The following is a 23,645-nucleotide window of genomic DNA, read 5'->3' as shown; positions in this document are numbered from 1 at the left end:
ATCTAATGGTCTATGACGACAGTAGTGATGCTCCTGGGCGATGCTTCAAAAAGTAGGTTTTCTCCGTTTTTCTCTACTGATGACTGTTCCCGGTTGCGCGAAAAAGTAGTCACATAAGTAGTAATGTTCTCTGGAACTACACCATTTATCACTGGATTTATATTAGGTACGCGTGCCTCCCCTTCATTGATGATAACGAGTACCGTACGATTGTCTCCATGATATGCAGTAATCTTTAAGCCAAAGTCAGTCTGCATGCTGGTAGCAACTCTTTGATAGCCGGGACGAATGAATTTAGAAAAATGCGAATAAGCGATCCCTCGCTTTAGAATTTCACCCTCTTCAGTCCCTTCTGTTCCATCACCTATAAATGAATAATATCGCTTAAGATACCACCAGATGTAGGCATTCCAGTTGTTATCCATAGCCGTATGCATGGTGAGCAACATCTCGAAGGTTTCATTCCATTTATCCTCAGCCGAGCGATCAGCCCAGGGTGTAGCTCCTGAACTGCCCGTGTTAAGGTTCATGAGGTATTCGGTCATCCAGATCTCTTTACCAAGTTCTTCTGCTAGAGGATATGGTGCCTGTCCTCCTCCATATATATGTCCAGCTACTATGTCTACATGCTCTGAGGCAGCTTCGTCCACAAGTATCATGTCTGAAAAAGACTGATTAAAATTAAAAGACTCCGGGGCGGCCAGCTTTGCATTGATCTGATCACCATAGTTTTTGATAAAATCACGCATAGTAGTTGGGTACCAATCGCAGGATTCGTAACCCACCTCAATATCCGGTTCGTTTTGCACAGATACGGCGTATATATTTACTCCATTTGATTCCATCTCAGCCAAAAATGCATTGATGTGATCCACGAACTCCTGGTAGTTTTCTGCTGGCAGGATACCGCCTATGTCGCTTTCATTGCTTTTTAGAGCTGCTGGTGGAGACCAGGGAGACGCCAGAATTTTTGCCCCATAGCTCTGGGCTTGTTTAGCCACATCCACAATGAGCGGCCATTCTTCAGGATTACTAGCTATTCGGACTCTGAACAGGCTAAAGCCCAGGCCATCTTCGTCCAGAGAAAATGCCTTGCGCATATCTTCATTATCGGGAAACTGCGTCCCCCACATTTGATTGGCTCCGCCGAATCCGGAGATAGTTTGATAAACTTCTGTGGTATTAACGGTGAGCTCACGAACGGCCACAATGTCAGCCGGATCCTGGAATTCTGGCTCACTAGAACAAGCAAGTATCGAACTATATACAACTATCAAATAAATCACTCTCACAACGCTACTTATGGATATACATACGCTATCTCTATTCATACTATTTCTTGCCTGGTTTTTCTCATTACTATCATACTCCAAATTAAACAATTTTACACAACCGATTGCATTAATTTATTAAGTTTACAACATTGGGTCCTAACCAAGCCTTTTTAGTGACAAAATATACCTGACATGAACTCATATAGATCTTTATCATTCCTTGCATTCATTGTTATCATCAGTTGTAATCAACCATCAGATGAACATCGTGAACGAATATCTCTGAATGAAGGCTGGAGGTTCATGAAATATGCCTCAGACTCAACCCCTGACCCCTTGATCTATGACGTAAGGCCGGAAGTGACGGATACCAGGGATGACAAGCCAGCAGATGCTAAACCAACTGAGAGAGTAGAGACACAATCTGAACACGAAGTACTCAAACCATGGATCCTACCTACAGGAAATGCGTTCATCAGTGATTCGAACAGGCATTACACGCGACCGCAAGGATCTCCGGGTCAGGAATTTGAATTTGTTCAAGGTAATTTTGATGACTCGGAATGGGAATCTGTAGATCTACCCCATGACTGGGCTATCAAAGGACCGTTTTACAAAGGCTGGGGTACGCCTGTTGGTGGAGGAATGGGCCGGCTTCCAAGCCCTGGAGTAGCCTGGTATCGGAAAAGTATATTTCTGGAAAAGTCAGAAGCTACTCAATCAGTTTTTCTCGATATTGACGGAGCTATGTCCTACGCTATGGTATGGATCAACGGAGAGCTCGCAGGTGGCTGGCCTTATGGATACACCTCCTTCCGGATCGATCTTACGGATTACATAAAGTTCGGTGAAGAAAATCAACTAGCGATCCGCCTTGACAATCCTCCAAATTCATCTAGATGGTATCCTGGTGGTGGAATTTATCGCAATGTTTGGCTGATTAAAACAAGTCAGTCACATATTGCTCATTGGGGTACTTTTGTGACCACCAAAAATGTCTCTGAAAGCTCAGCGGAGGTTCAGCTTCAGACTACTATTGAAAACATGAGCGATGCAACCTCTGATCTGGAAATCCTTTCATCGATCTATTCAGTGCAAGGAGAGTCCGAGGTACTGGCTAAAACTTTTCCTCCTGAACAACTCCAAATAGACGCCGGGTCAAAATCCACAATCACTTCTAAAACCTCTCTGGCTAATCCCTCACTTTGGGGACCGCCACCTACCCAGTCGCCCAATAGGTATATCATCAAGTCTGAGCTTTATCGCAATGGTCAACTCATTGACACTTACAACACCCCATTTGGCATTCGATCCATCGAATATGACCCAGAAAAAGGCATTATTGTCAATGGTGAGCACATCCCAATCAAGGGTGTGAACCAGCATCATGACCTTGGTGCTCTGGGTGCTGCATTTAACAAAAGAGCGGCAGAACGCCAACTTGAAATGCTGAAAGAACTTGGATGCAATGCGATCAGAATAGCTCATAATCCTCCTGCTCCTGAATTATTGGACTTGACGGATAGCATGGGGTTTTTGGTAGTTGACGAACTGTACGATTGCTGGGAACGTAAGAAAACACCATTGGACTTTCACCTCATTTATCCCGACTGGCATGAACAGGATTTGCGGGCACTAATCAGGAGAGACAGAAACCACCCCTCAGTAATCATGTATAGCACTGGCAATGAAGTAGGAGAACAATATACCGACGAGGCAGGTGCCAAGGTTGCTGCAGAGTTACGGGCTATCGCTAATGATGAAGATCCAACTAGACCAACAACCGCCTCCTTCAATTATGCCAAACCAGACATGCCAATTACCGCCGAAGTGGAAGTCATCAACCTTAATTATCAAGGTGAAGGAATTCGTAATGCACCTGCATATGCTCATCTGGAGGGAATTAACACCGCACCGCTCTATCCTGCGTTTCATGAAGCCTACCCTGATAAGGTCATTATCAGTAGTGAAAATGCAGCAGCACTAAGCAGCAGAGGCACCTATCTGTTTCCAGTTGTTGAAGGAATAAGCTCACCAATCAATGATTCTAATGGTGGAGACCCTGCCAAAGGCTACGTCAGTGCTTATGAATTATATACGGCCAACTTCGGCTCGTCCGCTGACAAGGTCTTTCGATCACTAGATCAACATCCCTACGTAGCTGGTGGATTCGTTTGGAGTGGTTGGGATTACCTGGGAGAACCAACACCTTATTATTTATCCAGAAGCTCCTATTTTGGATTGATTGATCTTGCTGGGTTCAAAAAAGACCGCTACTACCTATATCAATCAAGATGGAGACCAGATTTGCCCATGGCTCATATTCTGCCTCATTGGAACTGGCCTGATCGTGTTGGTGAAATCACGCCGGTCCATGTGTTCACTTCAGGTGATGAAGCAGAGCTTTTTGTCAATGGCAAGTCACTGAGTCGTAAGAAAAAAGGTGAATATGAATATAGACTCAGATGGGATGATGTGATTTATGAACCAGGTGAATTAAAGGTCATCACTTACAGGGATGGGGAAAAGTGGGCTGAGGATTTAGTGAGCACTTCTGGGACTGCCTCGCAAATGGTCCTGTATGCTGATCGCAAGATCATTTCATCTGATGGCAAAGACTTGTCATTCATCACTGTGGAGCTTATGGATGCTAATGGCGTTAAAGTGCCCAATGCAACCAATGAAATAATATTCGATTTGGAAGGTCCGGGCTCCATTGTAGCCACCGATAATGGTGACCCGACAGACTTAACTCCTTTTCCATCCAAAACTCGTAACGCCTTTAGTGGCAAAGCATTAGTAATTGTACAATCAAAAAAAGGAGCGACCGGCAAGGTAAAAGTCACCGCAAACTCTCCAGGATTGATGTCATCCAGTATTGTTTTGGAAATGAACTAGTTACTCTAAAAGATCCGGTGTTTTCCATTTAATCCACCGATCCAGGTCTGGACTGTATGGACTAATGGCAATCTCTTCACCTGACGATGTTTTATCCAAAAGATATCGCTCAATAAAGGCAATCACTTCAGGTTGCTGATCCGCCGGCAGCTGACAATGCGGATGTCCGGCAACTATGGAATATCCTAAGCGCTCAGGAACCCCCATGGCTTTCCAGACCGTTTTGGCCGCCTCACACCCAACATGGGTAGACTCCTCTGCTAACCACTCATAATCAGGATTGCCAAGCACCAATAGCGCTCTGGGAGCAACCAGGCTGACCATCTGATGATGGTCATATGGGAGTTTGTTCACATCCTCATTGAATTTACTAAAATCAGAAGCATACCATGGAGCTCCCTGAGCTCTTTTTAGTATCTCTCGCTCACCATCCAGGGTTTCGGTTACCCGCCAAGGTGCAGCTCCACCACCTCCAGGTTCCTGAGCTATGGTTAGTGCGATACGCTCATCGAATGCTGCTGAAAACAAGACAATCTTACCTGCAAAAGAACACCCCGTGATGGCCAATCGATCCAGATCGATAGTCAATTCAGGAAGCAACTCCAAACCATCTATCAACCTACTGACTCCCCACGACCAGGCTGTAAAAAACCCAACCGAAGGATCCGAATATAATTCATAAAACCCTCCAGATCCACGCTCCACGTCAAACCCCCAGGGAGCCAGTTCATTGAGGTTATATTGAATGGTCGCAATTCCTCTATCTGTAAATAGCTCGGCAGGTAAGCTGCCCGTTCCTCCGCCAAACCCTATTCCTATCACAGCTGGAAATGGACCTTCCCCCTGAGGTAAAATAACGCTGGCTGTCATTTCCAAAGATTTACCATCATCGGCCATACGAATGACCATTGTACTATCAGATATGCTGGCTGACAGAGTATCAGGAGCATCTGGTTTGATCCCTGTTTCATAAAACTGGATTTGTTTTATGACTTCCTTCCTCCGACAAGCCCACTGTGTCAGATTGGTTACCTGAGATCCATTCCTCATCAGAAAAGGATTGGGCAGATCTTCTATCTCCATTAAGCCCTCAAATGAAGTCATTTGCCCCAGTACACAATCGGAGAGTTGATTTAGGGTGTCTGCTGGCTTTGGAGTATCCTTTTTCTGAGCACAGCTCAGGTTCATAGGAATCATCGCAGCTACGACAAGGATTAGTTGTAAATGTCTGATTTGCATGTTCGATTAAATTGAAAGAGCCGACCGAAAAATCGGTCGGCTCATCTATTTGACTAAAATGAAGAAGTATTACTCACATCCATCATACTCCACCACACTCACATCATCCACAAAGAAAGTCTGAGTGGTAGCTCCCATATCAAATAGGAGTCTGTGATCACCTGAAGCGGTAGCTTGAGCAGTAGTCACAAAAGAGAAGTATGTCCAGTCTTCTGGAATATCCAGGTCTCTGGAGTAGAAGAAATCAGCCCCATTGCCATCATATTGAGACATGGAGATTCTGAAAACGCCATCTGGTCCAGCAGCCTTTGCCCAGAAACTGATTTTATAATCTTGATCCACCGTCAGCACCACAGGATCTGACGCTATTTGGGTATCCCATGGGTTACCACCGGCACCAGTGGCCGTCAGCGATTGACTACCACTGTACGACTCTGCCGTAGATACTTCATGCGTACCATTGAGTGATTCCCAACCGGTGAGCCCATCTTCAAAGCCACCATTGGCATAAAGACTTGCGGGAGCTACGTATTCTTTGATGCTCACACCGTCCACGAAGAAAGTTTGAGTAGTAGCACCCATATCAAATAGCAAGCGATACTCACCTGAAGGCACAGCTGCGGCATTCACGACGAACGCGTAGTATGTCCAGTTTTCAGTAACGTCTATATCCGGGCCGTAGAAAAAATCAGACCCATTGCCATCATACTGAGACATGGAGATTCTGAAAACACCGTCTGGTCCAGCTGCTTTTGCCCAGAATCCAATCTCATAATCCGTTCCCTCTTCCAAAGGAAGTGGATCAGTGGCGATCTGAGTATCCCACGGATTACCTCCTGCACCTGTGGCGGTCATGGACTGGCTTCCGCAGTAAGCTTCTGCAGTTGAAATATCTGCAGCACCATTAAGAGCGGTCCATCCAGTAAGATCAGTCTCAAAGTCTCCATTTGGCATGAGCTCTGCCGGACCAGCTGCACCAATAGTACCAGGAACCAGACCGATTTGATCTAGCTGAATAGGCACTGTGCCCATTCCCATATCTAAAACCACGCGGTGGGTAGGAAGGTCATTTGACACTGTAAACGTCCAGGTGTATTGTTCCCAGTTGGTCGAGAGCTCTTTGGTCTCACCATAGAAATAGTCTGCACCATTACCATCATATTGAGATACAGATACCCGCATTTGAGCGCCTGCGGCTTCACCTTTAGCCCACATCACAATGGTATACTGTTCATTGAAATTTAATGGAACACCAGTACTAGCTACTTGTCGATCCCATGGATTACCTCCTGCCGGAACTACTCGCATGGAACGAGACCCACCATAACCATCTGTGATAGCTGTGATAGCTCCATCACCTGCGTTTAACAACTCCCAATCTGCAAATGGCACTCCATCACCAGAAGCCTCCAAGTCAGAGTTGGCTACTTCACTTTCTCTGGCATAAAACGCAGTAGAAGGAGATGCGGTACCATAAGTAGTCGTGATCTCAAATTCGATAGCAGCCGCTTCATTTACTCCTGACGGAACTGTTACTGTAAGTTCAGAATCACTCACAGATACAATTGTAGCAGTGATACCATCTACCGTGACCGAAGTTTCATTGTCCAGACTAGATCCTTTGATCACCAAATCGCTGCCCACAGGCACATAGGCATCAAAAGAAGTAATAACTGGTGAAGGCTTAAGTACTACTTCAAACATGTAAGTAGCTCGTCTATTTTCCGTCATGGCCAGTGTAATGGTCGTCATGCCCACTGGAGCCTCATCAGGCACCGTAAAAGAGATGGTATTCTCTTCCAGTGTAAAATCCACCTGGATATTACCTACGAAGACAAATTGAACCTCGCTGAAATTCTCACCAGTAATGGATACTGGTGACCCCTGAAATACGGCTTCCGCGCTGATTTCATTGATATTTACCTCGGCTAAAGCATCCTCTTCACAACTTGTTATCACAATCAGAGAAGAAACAATAGCGAGACAGCTAAAAATATATTTTAATTTTCTCATCATTTCTATTGTTTATGTATTAATAACCAGTGTTTTGAGTACTTCCCGTCTGGTCAATGAACTCAAGAGGAATTGGCCAACGCACGTGCTTCTCAGCAATATTAGGAGCAGCAGCTGGGTTGTTTGCTCTTACACGCTCAACGAGCAGATCGTTTCTTTTTAAGAATGCCCATCTATGTCCTTCATGACCCAACTCTCTGGCGTGCTCCTCTACTATATCCTCAAAAGTGATACTAGAGAAATTGCCAGTAGTGTTGCCATAGGCACGCTCTCTCAACACGTTCAAATAAGTCATGGCAGCTCCAGTATTTCCAAGGCCAAACTGAGCCTCAGCTGCCGCGACATAGGCATGAGAGTATCTGAATAGTATGATGTTTCTCCATCCCTCTGCTTGGGCGGTACTTCGCCCATAGGTGTCATCTTCAGCATACTTCCAGGTGGTAGGATCGGTGTACCGCAATCGGATTGGGTCATCACCAAACTGATTGACTAAATCTTCGGTTTTCACTGTATCTCCCACATTCCGTCCATCCGGTGCAGCATCAGCGTCATCATAGATCCAGTAGCGCTTGTGCCATGCATTCAGACGTCCGTCAGCCTCCTCGAAAAGTGTGAAGTAATAATCAGATGGAGAAAGCCTGGACCATGGTCTACCACCATTTTCCATTGTTCTGGATACGCCATTTACTCTATCATAGAGAGGCATCCATTGCTGTGATGTCCACTGTACCTCATCGGGTATCTCGTCTGTAAAGCCAATAGAGAATACAATCTCTGCGTTGTTTTCTTCTCCTGATTTGCCACCGTCCAATCCGAAAATTCCGTCGAGTGGCTGGAGTGAATAGGAACCATCGTTGATCAGAGCATCTGCTGCATCTGCTGCTTTTTGATACTCGCCCATATCCAGGCTTGCCTCTGCCAGCAATAAATTAGCCAGTCCTTTAGATGGAACAAGAACTCCTCGATCTCCTCCATCATTTCGTGTTTTCATAAGAGGGATAGCAGTTTCCAGATCCGAGATAATCAACGCGTATACCTCAGACTCCTGACGCTGAACCGTTTCAAATACAGGTCCTTGTTCCAAGTCTGCTGCCTCGATAATCGGAATATTACCAAATCGTCTGACTAATTCCAGGTAAAGGAAAGCTCTCATGGTGTAAGCTTGCCCTAGCTTATCCTTGATGTCATCATCAAGATCATCCACATTACCACCAGATGTCAATCCGTTGATGGCTGTGTTGGCAAAAGTGATCCCACTGTAGTAGGTATCCCAAACCTGGAGAACTTGCTCACTATTTGCAGCAAATGATCCATTGTATGAATTCATCCCTGGCATACCTGATGCCGGCTCATCTGAGAGGTTGGTTCCATCTCTTACAATGTCCGTCCCACAGGCTTTCCATACAGAAATTCCAGGGCTCTGGTAGGTAGATCGTACAGCCAGCAAGGCTCCCGAAAGAATTGCATCGCTACCTTTAGCTGTTCTGGCGGCTTCTTCCGCAGAAAGCGAATGCCGTAACTCCACATTGTCAAGCAAATCGTCACAACCCCAAAATGATGTGGCGATGGTCATGACAGCTAGTATGAATAAATAAGTATATTTTTTCATGATTCTCATTTTTTTAGAATGTGACATTTAGTCCTGCTGTCCAGTTTTTCGTCACAGGGTATTGATCTGTGTTGGTGATCTCTGGAGAATATGCGTTGGTGTAGTCTGTCCAGTAATAAAGGTTATTGCCTCTAAGAGAAAGCTGCACGCTTTGTAAGAAGACATTGTCTAGCCACTTATCTGGCAGGCTGTAAGAAAGTGAAACGTTTCTCAACGACACAAAACTTGCATCCTCAGTGAAAATGGCTGAAGCAAATGGTCCTGACATTGGACTACCATCACCTACTCTTGGGTATGCATTGCTAGGATTAGTTGGTGTCCAGTAGTCAATAGCTATGGTATTACCTCTGGCATTATTGTAGCCTCCATACAAGCTATTGTATCTGGTCACACCCTGAACAAATTCCACCAAAACTGACAGAGAGAATCCTTTATAGGAGAATACGTTATTTACACCCCCATACCAATTTGGAGTTGGGTTACCTATAAATGTTCTATCGTCATAATCGATATTGCCATCGCCATTTATATCGGCAATCTTAGCATCGCCTGCCTGTGGAGCAGATCCAAATGTGGTGATTGTCGCATCAGCCACTTCATCCGTCTGCCAAACACCCAAATATTTAAAATCAAAGATTTCTCTAAAATCCTGTCCGATAAACCATCCATTCGACACATCATCCAATGGCTCTCCGTTTGGTCCGGTTTCATTAAGTCGGATGATCGTACTTCGGTTCATGGACCAGTTTACACTTGGCGTCCAAGAGAAATCACGATCTTCTACAACCACACCTTTCAGAGATAGCTCAATACCTTTGTTTTCTGTTTCACCTATGTTAGATGGGTATTGACTGTAGCCATTATTGAGTGGAGCAGGTATTTGCTGGTATAGTAGTACGTCCTCGGTACGAGTCTGATACACCTCGATACTTCCACTGAGTCTGCTGGTCCAAAGACCAAAATCAACCCCAACGTTGAACTGTTTACTGGTTTCCCACTTGAGATCTTTATTTCCCGCGGTGGTACCTGGTCTAAACCCTGTATCTTCTGTCCCGGGAATAGATGTCGGGTAGGTTCCAGCCTGATAAGAGAACGGATTGATGTTGTCATTACCCATCTGTCCATAGCTCAACCGCAGTTTTAGCAGGTTGAAGGTGTTGCCACCAAACCACCAGCTCTCTTCCTGTGCATTCCATGCGAATGAAGCAGAAGGGAACAAACCATATCTGTTATCTCCCAAAAAGCGAGACGAAGCATCTCTTCGCAAAGTGAAAGTAGCACTGTATCGACCAGCATATGTGTAACCCAGTCTGGTGGCCAGATAGTATTTGGCCCAGTCACTAGTATTGGTACCGATAGTCTGCTGAGCAGCTGGTGCGGAGTGAATTCCGTAATATCCAAGTTGGTCAGCAGCGATGTTTCGGGCATTCATTTCAAACTGGGTCCATTCGTTGATCTGTCCACCATAGATCAAGGTGGCGTTCACTCCATGCCTACCAAAGTCTTTGGTATAGTTTAGGATATTGTCCAACAAATAGTTGACCTCTTCTGATTCACGAACCTGAGCCAGGTTAAGTGCATCATCTGTGAAATTGTCTGACTGATATCTACCAAAGAATTCTTGTCTGGTCTGTGCAAATGTGTTTAAGGTATAGGTCAATCCATCGATGATTTTAACTCGGATGTTTGGATTGATATAAGCACGTGTGACATTCACATCAAATTCACTTTCGTTGAACTTGTGCAATGGGTTTACTGCAAACAAATCCTCAGTTGCGAATTTGCTGTAGTTACCTTCCTCATCGTAGAGATTTCCAAATGGACTGGTACCAACTAAAGCCGAAAGTGAAGGAACTGCGTTGTTCTCAAACCCTACGATTCTTGTACGCTGGTCAGAGAAACTCTTTGATAACTGCACATTGGCCCCCACAGTAATTCGGTCAGTGATATTCCAACTGGAATTAAATCTGGTTGAAAAACGACGGTAATCAGATGCCTCGATAGGACCTTTTTCATCATAGTAGTTTCCACTCAAATAGAAGTTGCCATTTTCCGACCCTCCTGAAACCTCTATGCCAACATTATTTTGAATTCCAGTTCTGAGCACTTCATCCAGCCAGTTAACTTCATTACCGGCGATGTAATTTTGCTCCTCCACCAGATCCAACACGCTCGTTACTGTTGGGTTGGTAGCATCCGGGTCATTTCCCTTGAACACATCAAATTTGAATTGAAGAAATTCATCTCCATTCATGATGTTAGGTCGCTGAGCAATGTCAACAATACCAGTTGAGGCGTTCACTTTAATCTGTGTTTTCCCTTTCTTTCCACTTTTGGTAGTGATTAGGATCACGCCATTGGCACCACTGGATCCATATATGGAAGCAGAAGCCGCATCCTTCAGCACATTAATACTCTCAATATCTGCCGGATTGAGCTCGGCAAGATTTCCTCCGACAAGAGGTACACCATCAATTACTATAATTGGTTGGTTTACCGCATCCACATTATTTCCGCCGCTGGCAGATGCCCCTAATGAATTGTTACCTCGAATTTTGAAAGTAACTCCGGAACCTGGCTGACCTCCAGTACGAACAACCTGCAAACCTGCAACTTGTCCTCTCATGGCTTCCACCACATTGGGCACTGATGCCTTAGTCACTTCCTGAACATCCACTGTACTGATAGCTCCAGTAACATTGGCTCGTTCCATAGTACCATAACCAACCACCACTACTTCTTCTAGTGATTGCACGTCGGTTTTCATGGTTACGTCTATTTTTTGACGTCCATTCACTGGCACTTCCTGAGACAAATAACCAACGAAGCTAAATACCAGTGTAGCTCCATCTTCAGGCACCGAAAGTCGGTACGTCCCGTTGATATCAGTGACTGTACCAGTAGATGTACCTTGTAATAATACGGTTACCCCTGGCAACCCTTCACCACCGTCTTCACCGGTGACTGTACCACTAACCGTCATTTGAGCAAATGACGAAAAGCTTAGCAGCAATAAAATAATCCACGACAACCGCCCCATCCGATAAGCCGTGACTTTGAGTTTTTTAGTACACATAATACATACATCATTTTGTTAGGTTTTACATGTTCTCCTTTTCAAAGAATGATTGTCTCATTGATGAATAGAAGAATGTACGTTTTGCACAATAGCAAATCAGGGAATGAAAGTAGTACTAAATCAAAAAAAACGCAATCGATTGTGTAACTAATTAAAATTATTTAGAAAAATCTCAATTAATTGCTATAAACGTAATGAAATCGTTTGCTTAAACATCTCACATCAAAAGAAACATCAATAAAATTGTCGTTTTATTGCAATTCTTTTACGCAATCGATAGATATAGGCCTTTTTGCGGGGATAAAGGCATTTTTAGAAACCGTTTCTCCCGATCAATTGGAGGTAAACACTTCGTTGAAAATTGAGGAAAAGCTTTAGACGCCACTGAAGGCACTGAAACCTCCATCAATAGGCAATACCACTCCTGTGATGAAACTGGCAGCATCTGAACATAAAAATTCTACTGCCCCTGTGAGCTCTTCTATCCTACCAAAACGAGCCATTGGGGTTTTGTTAATGACTTTTTCGCTTCTATCGGTCAGAGAACCGTCAGGATTCAACAAGAGTGACTTGTTCTGCTCCCCTATAAAGAATCCCGGAGCTATGGCATTAACACGCAATTGATCACCATATTTTTTAGCCATCTCACAAGCCAGCCACTGGGTAAGAGAATTAACACCGGATTTAGCCATGGAGTATCCCATAACCCTTGTTATAGAGGAATAAGTCGCCATAGACGAAATATTAATGATGCTACCAGAGCCATTTTCAGCGATCGTTTTTCCAAAAACGAGTGTTGGATATAAGGTTCCATGAAGATTGAGCTGCACGGCTCCATCCACCGCAGAAATGTCCAAATCGAAAACCTCCTGATCCGGAAGCTGAGTAGCACCTGGAATATTTCCTCCTGCTGCGTTGATCAAGATATCTATCCGGCCAAATTCTTCTTTAATGGCTTGATTGGTTGCCTTTAATTCATCGATATTTAACACGTCGCACACACGTCCAATACTTTTCGGAGAGTGCTCTCTGAGCTCACACACCTTCTTATCAATTTTTTGCTGATCTCTATTAAGGACAACGATGATACTTCCCAGTTTGGCAAAATGCATAGCTAACTCTCCTCCGATGACTCCTGCACCACCAGTGATTACTACTACTTTGTCCTTTAAACCTGATTTTCCCATCTAATCCTCAAAAATTCAATCCATGCAAAAAAAATGTACCCGCTCATTCGAGTTAAGAGAACCCGAATATAGGGTATTTGGTTTATCTACGCAATCGGTTGTTTAGGTTTTTGTATCTTTGCTTCTAATTGGGTTATTGAATTACTGGGAGCAAATAGGTAAATTCCTACATGAATCTCGCCGAAATAAGCCACCAACTTGCAGAGGTCTATGAGGGTAATCCCTGGTTTGGTAATTCCATATCGGCTTACCTACAAGCCATCAAACCAGAAATGCTTTCCAATCGCATTCCCGACGGTCATAGCATTGGACAAATTATCGCTCATATGATCTCATGGAGACGCTTTGCCATACACAAATTACAGAATAATCCCACCAAGCTCCAAGTGGGCAGTGAAGAGGATTGGACTCATAGAGAATTTACCCCAGAGGACAAGACCCGACTGTACAGCGAGTTTAAACAAACCCAAAAACTGCTGCTTGAACTTATCTCAGCTGAGAGTGATGAGCTGCTTCAGCAAATGGTCCCGGGAGAAGAATATGACTTCAAGCATTTACTGGCAGGAGTGATTCAGCATGACATCTACCACCTCGGCCAGATATATTTGCTCAAATCCAACACACCTACTTGAAACTAATCACCCAAATCTTACATAAATACCGGGAATCTTTGGGGGCGGATTATGATGCCTATCATAACCATGCCCAACGGGTCTATCACTACGCCACTACGCTGTTACTCATGCGGGAAAGCAAAAAACTGGCCATCTCAGCGGCTTTTCATGACCTGGACATCTGGGTCAATCAGACCATGAATTACCTACCCGGATCAGCACACTTGGCTAATACCTACCTGAGTGGCTCTGACTATCAGCTCTTGTCAGAAGAAATTAAGTTCATCATCTCACACCACCACAAGCTTCGAAAGATCAAAGGGAACATTGAAGCGGAAGCTTTCAGAAAAGCCGATCTCATTGATCTGACCGCTGGAAAGATTCGTTTCAACATCCCCATTAGTATCATCCAGGACCTTGAGCGTCAATACCCAAGAAAAGCATTTACTAAGTTGATCCTTCGCAAAAGTTTTCATCACGCCCTCAATCATCCATTAAACCCATTTCCTATGATCAAATGGTGATCATTCATAGCGAAGGGATTCCACGGGATTGTTGTGAGATATTCTCCTCGTTTGTAATAAGACTGTGAATCCACACAAAACCACCATGGAGAGTGCTGCAGTTAGAATCACCCACCATTCAACTCCAGTATTGTAAGAATAATCCTGCAAAAACCGCTCAACAAATAGGTAACTGATAGGAATGCCCAACACGGCTGCACCTCCTACTAGCAAGATGAACTGGGCTCCAAAATGTCCGAGTAGTTCCGATAGACTGGCTCCAAGCACTTTCCTGATACCAATCTCCTTGGTCTTTTTGATGAGGGTAATCAGTACCAATCCATACAGTCCAAGAACTGCCAGGTTAATGGCAATAATGGTAAGCCCAGCCGAAATAGACCCTATTCGCTCATCAGCTCGATACAAATCATCGAAATGATCTTTCAAGAACAAGTAATCAAAATAATTACCCGGATAGAATTTGGCAAAAACTTCCTGAGCTGCATCAATCGCTTGTTCTTCCATACCCGGCAGATACTTAATCGAGATAAAATGACTATTGTCATAAAACGGGAAGAAAAGAATCGGCTCAATATCTTCTCGCAGCGTACGCTGATGAAAATTACTCACTACTCCTACAATCCGGTAGGATCTACCTCTATCCGCCAGTGTAATCTGTCCACCTACAGCAGAAGCAGCATCTTTGAATTTAAACTGATCGATCGCAGCCTCATTGATAAGGGCAGTATTTACCTGCCTTCCATTGGTATGGTAATCAGACCGATCGAAAGATCTACCTGCAAGCACTTCAATGCCAAATTGATCCAAAAACCCATAATCTACCGGCAACCAGTTGCTGGTGATATCTTGCTGATCAGGATCAGCAGAGGACCTCATCATAAACGAACGCGGCATTTTGTCCCCAAACAACCGACCAGTAGAGGTGACGGATTGCACAGCTGGTTTGCTCATCAACTCGCCACGGAAGCTCTCAAACTTAGCGATATAAACGCTATCAAAATCCGTAAGATCCGGTCCATAGATCACGAGATTATCGGACATATTCATGCCCAGATCCTGAGACTGCATGAATGAAATCTGACGATAAATAGCAGTAGAGGTAGCTATGAGAATCAAAGCTGCTGTAAACTGTGCGACCACCAGCAGCTTCCGCATGTGAACCAAATCTCCAACAAGTGCAAACTTACCTTTGATCACCTCTTCGGGTCTAAACCTGGAAATAAGCCGGGCAGGATAAATACCAATAACTAACACCACCAGACTAAACCCAAGTAGGAAAATCACCGGAAACGGGATCGAAAAGATGCTGGAAGTTAATAACAATGATAAGGTAAGTGGCAGGTCAGTAACATCCCGATAAACCGGCTGAAGCAATACTACGAGCACAATGGCACTAATCAAAGCCACCACGTTCAGCAAAATGGATTCAGTCAAAAACTGTCCAAAAATCTGGTTGTGATAAGCACCCATAGCTTTTCGAACACCTACTTCCTTAGCTCGCTCCAATGCCCTACTGGTAGTCAGGTTGATGTAATTGATCCAGGCGATCAGCATGATCACACCTGCTATAGCCAGAATAAGCCACACGAATTGTCCATCTACCACTCTGGCATATTCATACTCCAGCGAATCGTCCAGATGAATAGCTCCCAATGGCTGCAAATGAAACTCCTCCTCAGCACCAGACACTTCTCCACCTTGAAAAAACCGATCGCTAAATTGCTCCAGTTTTTGCTCAAAACGCTTAGCATCTACCCCGGGCTTCAATACAATGTAATGGTAAAAATCGGACCACTGCCAACTATTGTCAGCACCTTCACCCGCCAACCGGATAAACGTTTTATACGAAATGAACAGATCGCTTTGGATGTGAGATTGGGCTGGTAAATCCTCTACTACACCAGTCACTTTGCAATGAAAATCCCAATCATTAATGAGCACCTCCTGCCCTAAGAGATCACTGAGGCTTTGCCCTTGAGCCAGGAGTCTCTCAGCATAAGACCTGGTCAGCACTACAGAAGCGGATTCCTTTAGGGCTTCTTCCCGATTACCAACCAGTAGCCTATAATCCAATACATCCAAAAAGTATTCGTCCACCCAAAAGTACTCGTTGATCAAAAACTGATCGTCTGCGTAATGCAGATAGTTGCGTGAACCTGGCATTAGTCGCGTGTAATGTTCCACTTCTGGATATTCCTTTTTGAGCGTAGGCCCAATCGTTGGATAGGTGATCGAGCCATGCTGTACCAGTTGTCCATTCTGATACCGATCGTTGATGATCCGGAAAGTTCGATCATATTGGCTATTGAATTGATCAAATCCCGTTTCGAACAGCACGAACTGGATGACTAGAAGTAAAACGGTAAATCCTGTCACCAGACCAAACAGGTTAATGGCTGAGAAAACACGATGCCTCCTAATGTCTCTGAAGGAGACTTTTAAATAGTTTTTGAGTAAGTCCATTTGATTTTGAGTTTTTGAGTATTGTCTTAGTCTGTGAAATCTGAAAAAAGCCAGTGCATTCAGGAGATAGCGCCATCGGGCTTTGGCGTGCCCAATTTGCTCTACTTCATAAGTATAGAGCTCCTGCAGATCGCCTTCAATGGATTCCCACAGTTCCTGACGGAAGAAAAGCCGCAACAGTCGCTCGACGTATTTTGGTGGGAACTGACTCATTTTCTATCAAAAGCTACTTTGGGAATTGTTTGCCATAGTGACTCGCGCATAGATCTGGAATTTTCCAGAGCTGCCTGACCAGAAGGAGTTACTCGAAAAAGCAACTTGCGCTTACCGCCACGCTCTGGTGTAGGGTCACTATACCTGGACTCCAAAAAGTCCTTTTCCTGCAGTCTTTGCAGAACATTGTGTACCGTGCTGATGGTAATGGTCCTGCTGCACTTCTCTTCAATCTCCTGCTTGATGGCAATACCATAGGCACTGTCATACAAGTTGGCGACTACCAGTAACACTAGTTCTTCGAGCTCCCCGATATTGGTTCCTTTCATTTCCGTTTTATTTATTCGACAAAATCGAAATTAATATATATTTCGTAATTGTCGAAAAAAGGTTACAACTTCTCCACTACTTTTGCTGAATGATTTACGATGAGGATCTCAAAAAAGCCCAAGATCAATCCAAATCCAACAAAAGCTTCCTTCAAAAACTAAAGAAAAAAAGACCAAAAGACCTGGATGATCAGTTTCATGCCTTGCATGAGGAAGTTTTTGCAGAGGTCGATTGTTTGGAATGCGCCAACTGCTGCAAAACCACCTCCCCTATTTTTCAGATGTCAGATATTGAGCGGCTGGCTAAGACCTTTAAGATGAAGGTGTCTGAATTCATAGACACCTATCTGCGGCTAGACGAAGACAATGACTATGTACTCACCTCTTCGCCTTGTCCTTTTTTAGGTGCGGATAATAAGTGCATTGTGTATGAGAGTCGTCCAAAGGCATGTCGCGAGTACCCACACACGGACCGCAAACGTATGTATCAGATCACTAATCTGACCTTTAAAAATACAATGGTATGCCCTGCAGTGTCCAGGATAATTGACCTGCTAAAGACGCATTATGAGTAGCTAGCTCCAAATTCCAGTGAAGAAATACTTAACTTATAGCTCTCAAAAAGCCCCAAATGAAGAAATTAGCTATTTCCCTTACGATTGCCACGTGTTTTGTGTCATGCAAAAAAGAAGCTGAAACACCGGCTGACCCATTGGAGCAATATGAAACGACCTATGAAGTAATTCAGGGTGCTATCTGGGATCAGTCTTGCATCAGCTGTCATGTGGCTGGATCTTCCTTTGCCAGACAGTCAGATTTAGTGCTTACTGCGGATGTTTCCTACCAGCAGCTGGTCAACAGAAGCCCTAAAAATGAAAGTGCACAAGAGGATGGATTATTATTAGTAGGTGATAAAGGGCTGGAAAGTATCTACAGTAGTTTTTTGTGGGAAAAAATTAACGTGCTGGATCAGGAGCACTTCTATTCAGACCATCCAGGATATGGCAGTTTGATGCCGCTGGGTGGTGATCCTTTGACCAACGGTCAGCTAGAGTACATCCGCCAATGGATACTGGCCGGAGCGCCAAAAGATGGTGACCTGGTGGATAGAACACTTCTTAATGACACCAGTAAGTTTCAAACACCACCTTTTGAGCCGTTAGCCATTCCAACGTCTGGCGTTCAGTTTCATGTGGAGCCATTTGACGTTCCAGCCAATTCTGACCGGGAACTATTTATTTACGAGCCATTAAATAATGAAAGTCCACTGTACATTTCTAGCTACGAAATTGCCATGAAGGCTGGCAGTCATCATTTTATACTGTACAGCTTTCCTGAAGATTATAGCTCGGATCTGCCGCAAACGGGAGTTATTAGAGACGTGTATACTTCCAGTGGTGGATATAATTTCAATACCTTATTTTTCATGCAGTATCATGAGTTCATCGCTGGCACGCAAGTTCCCACACTCAGGTACAATTATCCGAAAGGTGTGGCACTAAAAGTACCGGCCAATTCCGGCTTTGACCTGAACAGTCATTATGCCAACAGAACAGAGGAAACCATCACAGGTGAGGTTTATGCCAACATTCATACCATACCAGAAGAAGAGGTAGAGCATCAGGCACAAATTCTGAACCTTAACAATCAGGATTTTGTACTCCCTGCCAACAAAGTCACTACGATAGAGAAAACATATACCTTCAGCCAACCGAGAAACATCTTTCAGCTCTGGTCACATGCGCACGAGCACAATACCGAATTTAAAGTGTACATAGTGGGAGGAGCCCGAAATGAAGAACTCATCTACTACTCCAACGACTGGGAACATCCACCCATCCTGCAGCTTGACCCACCACTTCTTCTGGAAGCTGGCGAAGGTCTGCGCCTGGAAGCCACCTACGATAACTGGGAGTCCAGAGATCTGAAATTTGGCTTGAGAAGTACAGATGAAATGATGATCCTCTTCGGTGCATACTACGAATAGCTACAGCCCTTTGAGGTGATGTACGTGTTCGTCCACCAGATCTATTTGCTTGGTGATGGCCTCCACGTAATCCACCATTTCCAACTCGATCTCTTGGATCATCTCATCATACCCGGCAATGTTCTTGTTGTTTTCATTGTCATTGAAAGACATACATTCACTACGCAGGAAGTTTAGAAACCTTTTGGTGGCATAGTCCAGTTCGAGCTTCTCTATGTCATCGATCGTCGCTTTAGCTTCCGGGTCTTGATTAGCGGCATATTTTTCCTTCACTATGCTGTATAGCGAACTGTCGTAATGATGGATGGAATTGAGCAAGGCTATTGTGTTATCCCTATAGGCTCTGTCTCGGCAATAGCGGCGCAAACCGTCATAAGTCTCTAACGTTTTCGCCTCTTCATCCCACTTGATGGTAAGGTCGTCAATGATCTTCACAATATCCTCATCCTGTGCCTGAACGGAATTGATGGTACATAGGATGAGAAAAGTAAATACTACGGCATATTTCATTATCTATATAAGTTAGGTCAGAGATTAAAGATAAAAAGTACTGTGGACATAGTTTTATTTAGGCACAGCATTTAATCAAAGTCAAATGAATTGATAACTTTGATACATGTCCAAAATATCCATACTGGGATGTGGGTGGTTAGGACTTCCGCTAGGTGATGAGCTAACAAAGAAGGGGTATGATGTCAACGGGAGCACTACGACTAGTCACAAACTGAAAAAAATTGAGCGTCTGGGTATCAAACCCTATTTCATTGATCTGTCGCCAGAGTTCAGTGGTGATCCTTCGTTTTTTAGTTGTGAAACGTTAGTGATCAACATTCCTCCCCGAAACAGAGATTCGGATGATCATTTTCATGAAAAGCAACTTCTCTCCATTCGATCAGAAGTGAAATCCAAAAAAGTGAGTCATGTACTGTTCGTCAGCTCCACGGCGGTATACCCCAACACCAACTCTAAAGTCACCGAAGAAGATGCCTCTGCAGAAAGTCTGAGTCGCGGTGGTGTGCCTTTACTGAAAATGGAAAATCTTTTTAAGGAAGATGACTCGTTCGAAACAACTGTCCTGCGGTTTGGCGGGCTGTATGGACCTGATCGAAACCCTGCGTATTTTTTGGCCGGCAAGAAAAACCTGGGTGGCGGAACCAATCCGGTGAATATGATCCACCGTGATGACTGCATTGGCATTATTGAGCAAATCATCAAGGAGCAAATCTGGGGCGAGGTATTCAATGCCTGCTCACCCAACAAACCCTCCAGAAAGGAATTTTACCTGGAGGCCGCCAAAAGCCTTGGCGTGGAACCACCCGAGTTTTCAGATGAACCGCAGGACTACAAGGACGTGTCGTCACAAAAGCTGATTGATAGGTTGGGATATCGGTTTTTGTATTAGACTACTCCACCAGCACAAAAGCTCCCCAATAATTCGGATGCTCGTAGGATTTTTTAACTGCTAGTTGGGCATTGCGAAAAGCAACATCTAGCTGTTGTTTTTTGACCATCATGTTGGCATAAAAACTGCTCATAAGCTGCTGCGTAGCCTCATCGTCTACCTTCCACAAGCTCATGATCATGGCATCTGCTCCGGCTACCATAAAGGCACGTTGCAGACCATAGACCCCTTCACCCGATTGAATCTCTCCCTTTCCAGTTTCACAGGCCGACAGGACTACCAGGCTCGTTTCATTAATCGGTAAGGTAATTGCCTCATAAGCAGTCAAAATCCCATTATCCGCACCTTCAAACGACTGTTCGCTTTCATCAGCTGAAGCTCCTGCCAGCATCAGTCCAGACCGCAACAGTGGATTGTCATTTGCATAGTCCACCTGCACACCGAACACCTTGTTGTTGGCCTCTCTGTTTTCCAGAAAGAACCCATGTGTAGCAATATGGATGATGCCTGGATTACGAACAGTCTTGATGGCCTTCTCTGAAGCCTGCGTCTGAGTGTACACATTGGTTTGATATCCACCTGACTTTAAAGTGGTATTGATCAGATCCACTTCCTTCTTAGTGCCTGGTAGCGGCACGATATCCGAGGAGCCATAGGATGGAAACCCGAGTAAAAACGCTTGTTTATGTTCCCTGGAAGCTGATGACGACACCAGATCTTTTGGATTCCCGATGTAAGTGAGATCATGCTGATCCAACACAAATTGGCCTTGAGGAGATTGGAGCGTGTTGACATTGATTTGGTTATAAGCGCCATCAGGTGATAAGTAAATTCGCGAGATACCAGTCGTGTATGCTGCTACTGGCTCCCAAAAAGTGGCGTAAGAGTAATCGTCAGCAAGTTTCTGTTTGATCAGGTTGCTATACAGCTTGAAACTGCGAGCATCAAATTCCTTGCTATTAGGCAAATCGATCAATTGTGCTCCCTGCTGATTGACATAAATGGCTACATACGCATGATCACTTGTCAAAGCTCCCTCAAAGACTGGGTACTGAATGATCTCCACAAGAGCTTCATCCTGCTCCAATGCGGCGTAAATGCTTTTTGCATTGACATCATCCGACACAAAGGTGCTACTGAACTCCGAGGATTGCTGACTGAGCTGACGTTCGGACAGGTTGGCGGCATTTTCCAATGAATCAATATTTACTTTTTGTTCGCTGATCTCTTCTTTAGTGAAACTGTAATAGGTAGAAAGCATTCGTTTTTGATCCTGCCATTGTTCGTACAAATCGATCAGGTCCTGATCACCGCTGCTCAGGATGGTGCTTCGGATTTTTGTGCTGGCATTTAGCAACAGGCCTTTGGTTTTGATTCGATAATTGAGCATCTGCTCTACTAGCTCCGGATGATCCGCTGCCTGATCTATAGCGAAATTGTAAAAGGTAAAAAACCGCGGCTTCAGCTGAGACCAGTACCTTGTTTTCTCTACCTCACTCAGGGAAGGGAAGAACTCATTGATAAACCCCAGACTGGATTCAAGAACTTCTGAGAAATACTGCTCAGCCAACTCATAGCGACCTGTTTGCCAGGCCAATACCGCCAAACTCTCCTTCGCCTCCACCGCTTTTGGATGCTCTGCACCTAGCTTGCTCACTTTGGTAGTGTAGGCCGCTTCCAGGAGATTCGAAGCACCTTCTAAATTGCCCTCATAGAGATACACTTTTCCCAGGTCAGACTGTGCGGTGGCTGTAAGTAAATGCTCATCACCAAATTTTGACTGATAGATCTGCAGACTTTGTTCCAGTAGTTCTTTAGCTTCAGACGTTCTTCCAGAAACCATGTATAGAGAAGCCAGGTTGTTGAGCATGTGCGCATAATCCGGATCTGATTTGCGGTTGAGTTTCAGACGGCTGGTCTGATTATCCAACGCTTCATTGTACGTCTTTTCTGCTCCGGCATAGTCGCCGCTTTCCTGCTGAATCAGTGCCTTGTTGGTCAGAAACTGAACGTAAGTGCCAGATTTTTCACGGAGTTCTTCTTCGGCAATACCCAAACATTGGTTGACATGGTTAAGTGCATCGTCAAAGCGGCCCATGTACTGAAAAAGAATGCCGAGGTTGTTCAACGCGATGGCATATGGAATGGAGGATTTACCTTCCACCTCTAGAATTAGTTGCAATGCACGAGTCAGTTTTTGCTCGGCTGCAGTAAGCTGTCCCTGATTGAAGGCCAATACGGCCAGGTTGCTATACTCTGCGGCGTATCCAGCCGATGATTCACCGTAGTGTTCCTGCCATCCTTCCATTGCGGCGGCCGTCAATTCCTCCGCCCGATCAAAACGTCCCATGTCACTGTAGAGCAACCCCAATGATCCGAGCGTCTTCAGGTAAACAGGATCAGAATCCTCATTCAATGCTTCGTAAGCGAGTTTTGCTGCATTGAGATAAACTTCTCCCAGATAGTACCCTCTCTTAGAATAGCTCAACCGGCCGAGTTCATAGAGATCACGCGCCTTTTCTTTATCGGATTTCTCCTGATCATCTTTCAGGACAAACCCGGCAGCCTTGACCAGTCGCTCACCTTCCTGGCGGTTTTGAAAAGATTCCGTCTTATCCAGAAAAGCGATGGCATAATTAAATGATGTGGTGTCGTACTCGTCCTGCTTTTCATCAGTCTTCTCGATCAATTTATCCTTAACCACATCCGTGGCTTTTTCCTTGAGTTTCTTGCCCAGATTGCCGAACTGACCGAATGAAGGGATCATTAAGAGCGTTGATAAAGCTCCTGCAAATAAGAATCGTAGTAACATAG

At 44.6% G+C, this 23,645-nt stretch carries 16 protein-coding genes; 6 read left to right on the top strand and 10 right to left on the bottom strand.

All coding sequences use genetic code 11. The features are described from left to right. Positions 1-2: 2 nt before the first annotated feature. Positions 3-1,331, bottom strand: coding sequence for a hypothetical protein (locus ACO067_RS15370; RefSeq protein WP_421875540.1), 1,329 nt, complete (start codon positions 1,329-1,331; stop codon positions 3-5). A 135-nt stretch (positions 1,332-1,466) separates the two neighbouring features. On the opposite strand from ACO067_RS15370, the gene galB reads away from it, so the two are divergent. Continuing rightward, on the top strand, positions 1,467-4,172 hold the full coding sequence (galB, locus tag ACO067_RS15365; protein ID WP_421875538.1) for a beta-galactosidase GalB: 2,706 nt from the start codon (positions 1,467-1,469) through the stop codon (positions 4,170-4,172). On the opposite strand, the gene ACO067_RS15360 is transcribed toward galB, so the two are convergent. The 5 genes from ACO067_RS15360 to ACO067_RS15340 all read right to left on the bottom strand — a co-directional run bounded on the left by ACO067_RS15360 (position 4,173) and on the right by ACO067_RS15340 (position 13,299). Then, complete coding sequence (locus ACO067_RS15360) at positions 4,173-5,411, bottom strand: alpha/beta hydrolase family protein (protein ID WP_421875536.1); 1,239 nt, start codon at positions 5,409-5,411, stop codon at positions 4,173-4,175. 69 nt (positions 5,412-5,480) lie between these two features. Continuing rightward, a complete protein-coding gene (locus ACO067_RS15355; protein WP_421875534.1) occupies positions 5,481-7,427 on the bottom strand; it encodes a carbohydrate binding domain-containing protein in 1,947 nt (648 codons plus the stop codon). A gap of 16 nt (positions 7,428-7,443) precedes the next feature. Continuing rightward, positions 7,444-9,033, bottom strand: a complete 1,590-nt coding sequence (locus tag ACO067_RS15350; RefSeq protein WP_421875531.1) for a RagB/SusD family nutrient uptake outer membrane protein — start codon at positions 9,031-9,033, stop codon at positions 7,444-7,446. Positions 9,034-9,046: 13 nt separating this feature from the next. Continuing rightward, positions 9,047-12,109 carry a SusC/RagA family TonB-linked outer membrane protein gene (locus ACO067_RS15345; protein ID WP_421875529.1) on the bottom strand — a complete coding sequence of 1,021 codons (3,063 nt, stop codon included), beginning with the start codon at positions 12,107-12,109 and terminating at the stop codon, positions 9,047-9,049. 377 nt (positions 12,110-12,486) lie between these two features. Beyond that, positions 12,487-13,299, bottom strand: coding sequence for an SDR family oxidoreductase (locus tag ACO067_RS15340; protein ID WP_421875527.1), 813 nt, complete (start codon positions 13,297-13,299; stop codon positions 12,487-12,489). A gap of 170 nt (positions 13,300-13,469) precedes the next feature. On the opposite strand from ACO067_RS15340, the gene ACO067_RS15335 reads away from it, so the two are divergent. After that, a complete protein-coding gene (locus ACO067_RS15335) occupies positions 13,470-13,931 on the top strand; it encodes a DinB family protein (RefSeq protein ID WP_421875525.1) in 462 nt (153 codons plus the stop codon). After that, positions 13,928-14,437: a hypothetical protein gene (locus ACO067_RS15330; protein WP_421875523.1), complete on the top strand. Its 510-nt coding sequence runs from the start codon at positions 13,928-13,930 to the stop codon at positions 14,435-14,437. The genes ACO067_RS15335 and ACO067_RS15330 overlap by 4 nt, the downstream gene beginning before the upstream one ends. Here the strand turns inward: ACO067_RS15330 and ACO067_RS15325 are convergent, their stop codons facing one another. Both ACO067_RS15325 and ACO067_RS15320 read right to left on the bottom strand, forming a co-directional pair. Continuing rightward, complete coding sequence (locus tag ACO067_RS15325; protein ID WP_421875520.1) at positions 14,438-17,113, bottom strand: ABC transporter permease; 2,676 nt, start codon at positions 17,111-17,113, stop codon at positions 14,438-14,440. Next, the gene (locus ACO067_RS15320) at positions 17,110-17,442 is read right to left on the bottom strand and encodes a PadR family transcriptional regulator (RefSeq protein ID WP_421875518.1); all 333 of its coding nucleotides are present in this window, start codon (positions 17,440-17,442) and stop codon (positions 17,110-17,112) included. The genes ACO067_RS15325 and ACO067_RS15320 overlap by 4 nt, the downstream gene beginning before the upstream one ends. 89 nt (positions 17,443-17,531) lie before the next feature. Here ACO067_RS15320 and ACO067_RS15315 point away from each other — a divergent pair, with 89 nt between their 5' ends. Beyond that, positions 17,532-18,017 (top strand): YkgJ family cysteine cluster protein, encoded by a 486-nt coding sequence (locus tag ACO067_RS15315; RefSeq protein ID WP_421875516.1) that lies wholly within the window; start codon positions 17,532-17,534, stop codon positions 18,015-18,017. A gap of 56 nt (positions 18,018-18,073) precedes the next feature. Then, positions 18,074-19,429 (top strand): hypothetical protein, encoded by a 1,356-nt coding sequence (locus ACO067_RS15310; protein WP_421875514.1) that lies wholly within the window; start codon positions 18,074-18,076, stop codon positions 19,427-19,429. Here ACO067_RS15310 and ACO067_RS15305 read toward each other — a convergent pair whose 3' ends face one another. Continuing rightward, positions 19,430-19,939: a hypothetical protein gene (locus tag ACO067_RS15305; protein ID WP_421875512.1), complete on the bottom strand. Its 510-nt coding sequence runs from the start codon at positions 19,937-19,939 to the stop codon at positions 19,430-19,432. 106 nt (positions 19,940-20,045) lie between these two features. Between ACO067_RS15305 and ACO067_RS15300 the strand changes: the two genes are divergently transcribed. Next, complete coding sequence (locus tag ACO067_RS15300) at positions 20,046-20,831, top strand: SDR family NAD(P)-dependent oxidoreductase (RefSeq protein WP_421875510.1); 786 nt, start codon at positions 20,046-20,048, stop codon at positions 20,829-20,831. 1 nt (position 20,832) lies between these two features. Here ACO067_RS15300 and ACO067_RS15295 read toward each other — a convergent pair whose 3' ends face one another. Further along, positions 20,833-23,643 carry a CHAT domain-containing protein gene (locus ACO067_RS15295; RefSeq protein WP_421875508.1) on the bottom strand — a complete coding sequence of 937 codons (2,811 nt, stop codon included), beginning with the start codon at positions 23,641-23,643 and terminating at the stop codon, positions 20,833-20,835. Between the last annotated feature and the right edge of the window lie 2 nt (positions 23,644-23,645).

Source organism: Marinoscillum sp., assembly GCF_965229915.1.
GTDB lineage: Bacteria > Bacteroidota > Bacteroidia > Cytophagales > Cyclobacteriaceae > Marinoscillum.
This window is presented reverse-complemented; position numbering and strand designations above follow the sequence as displayed.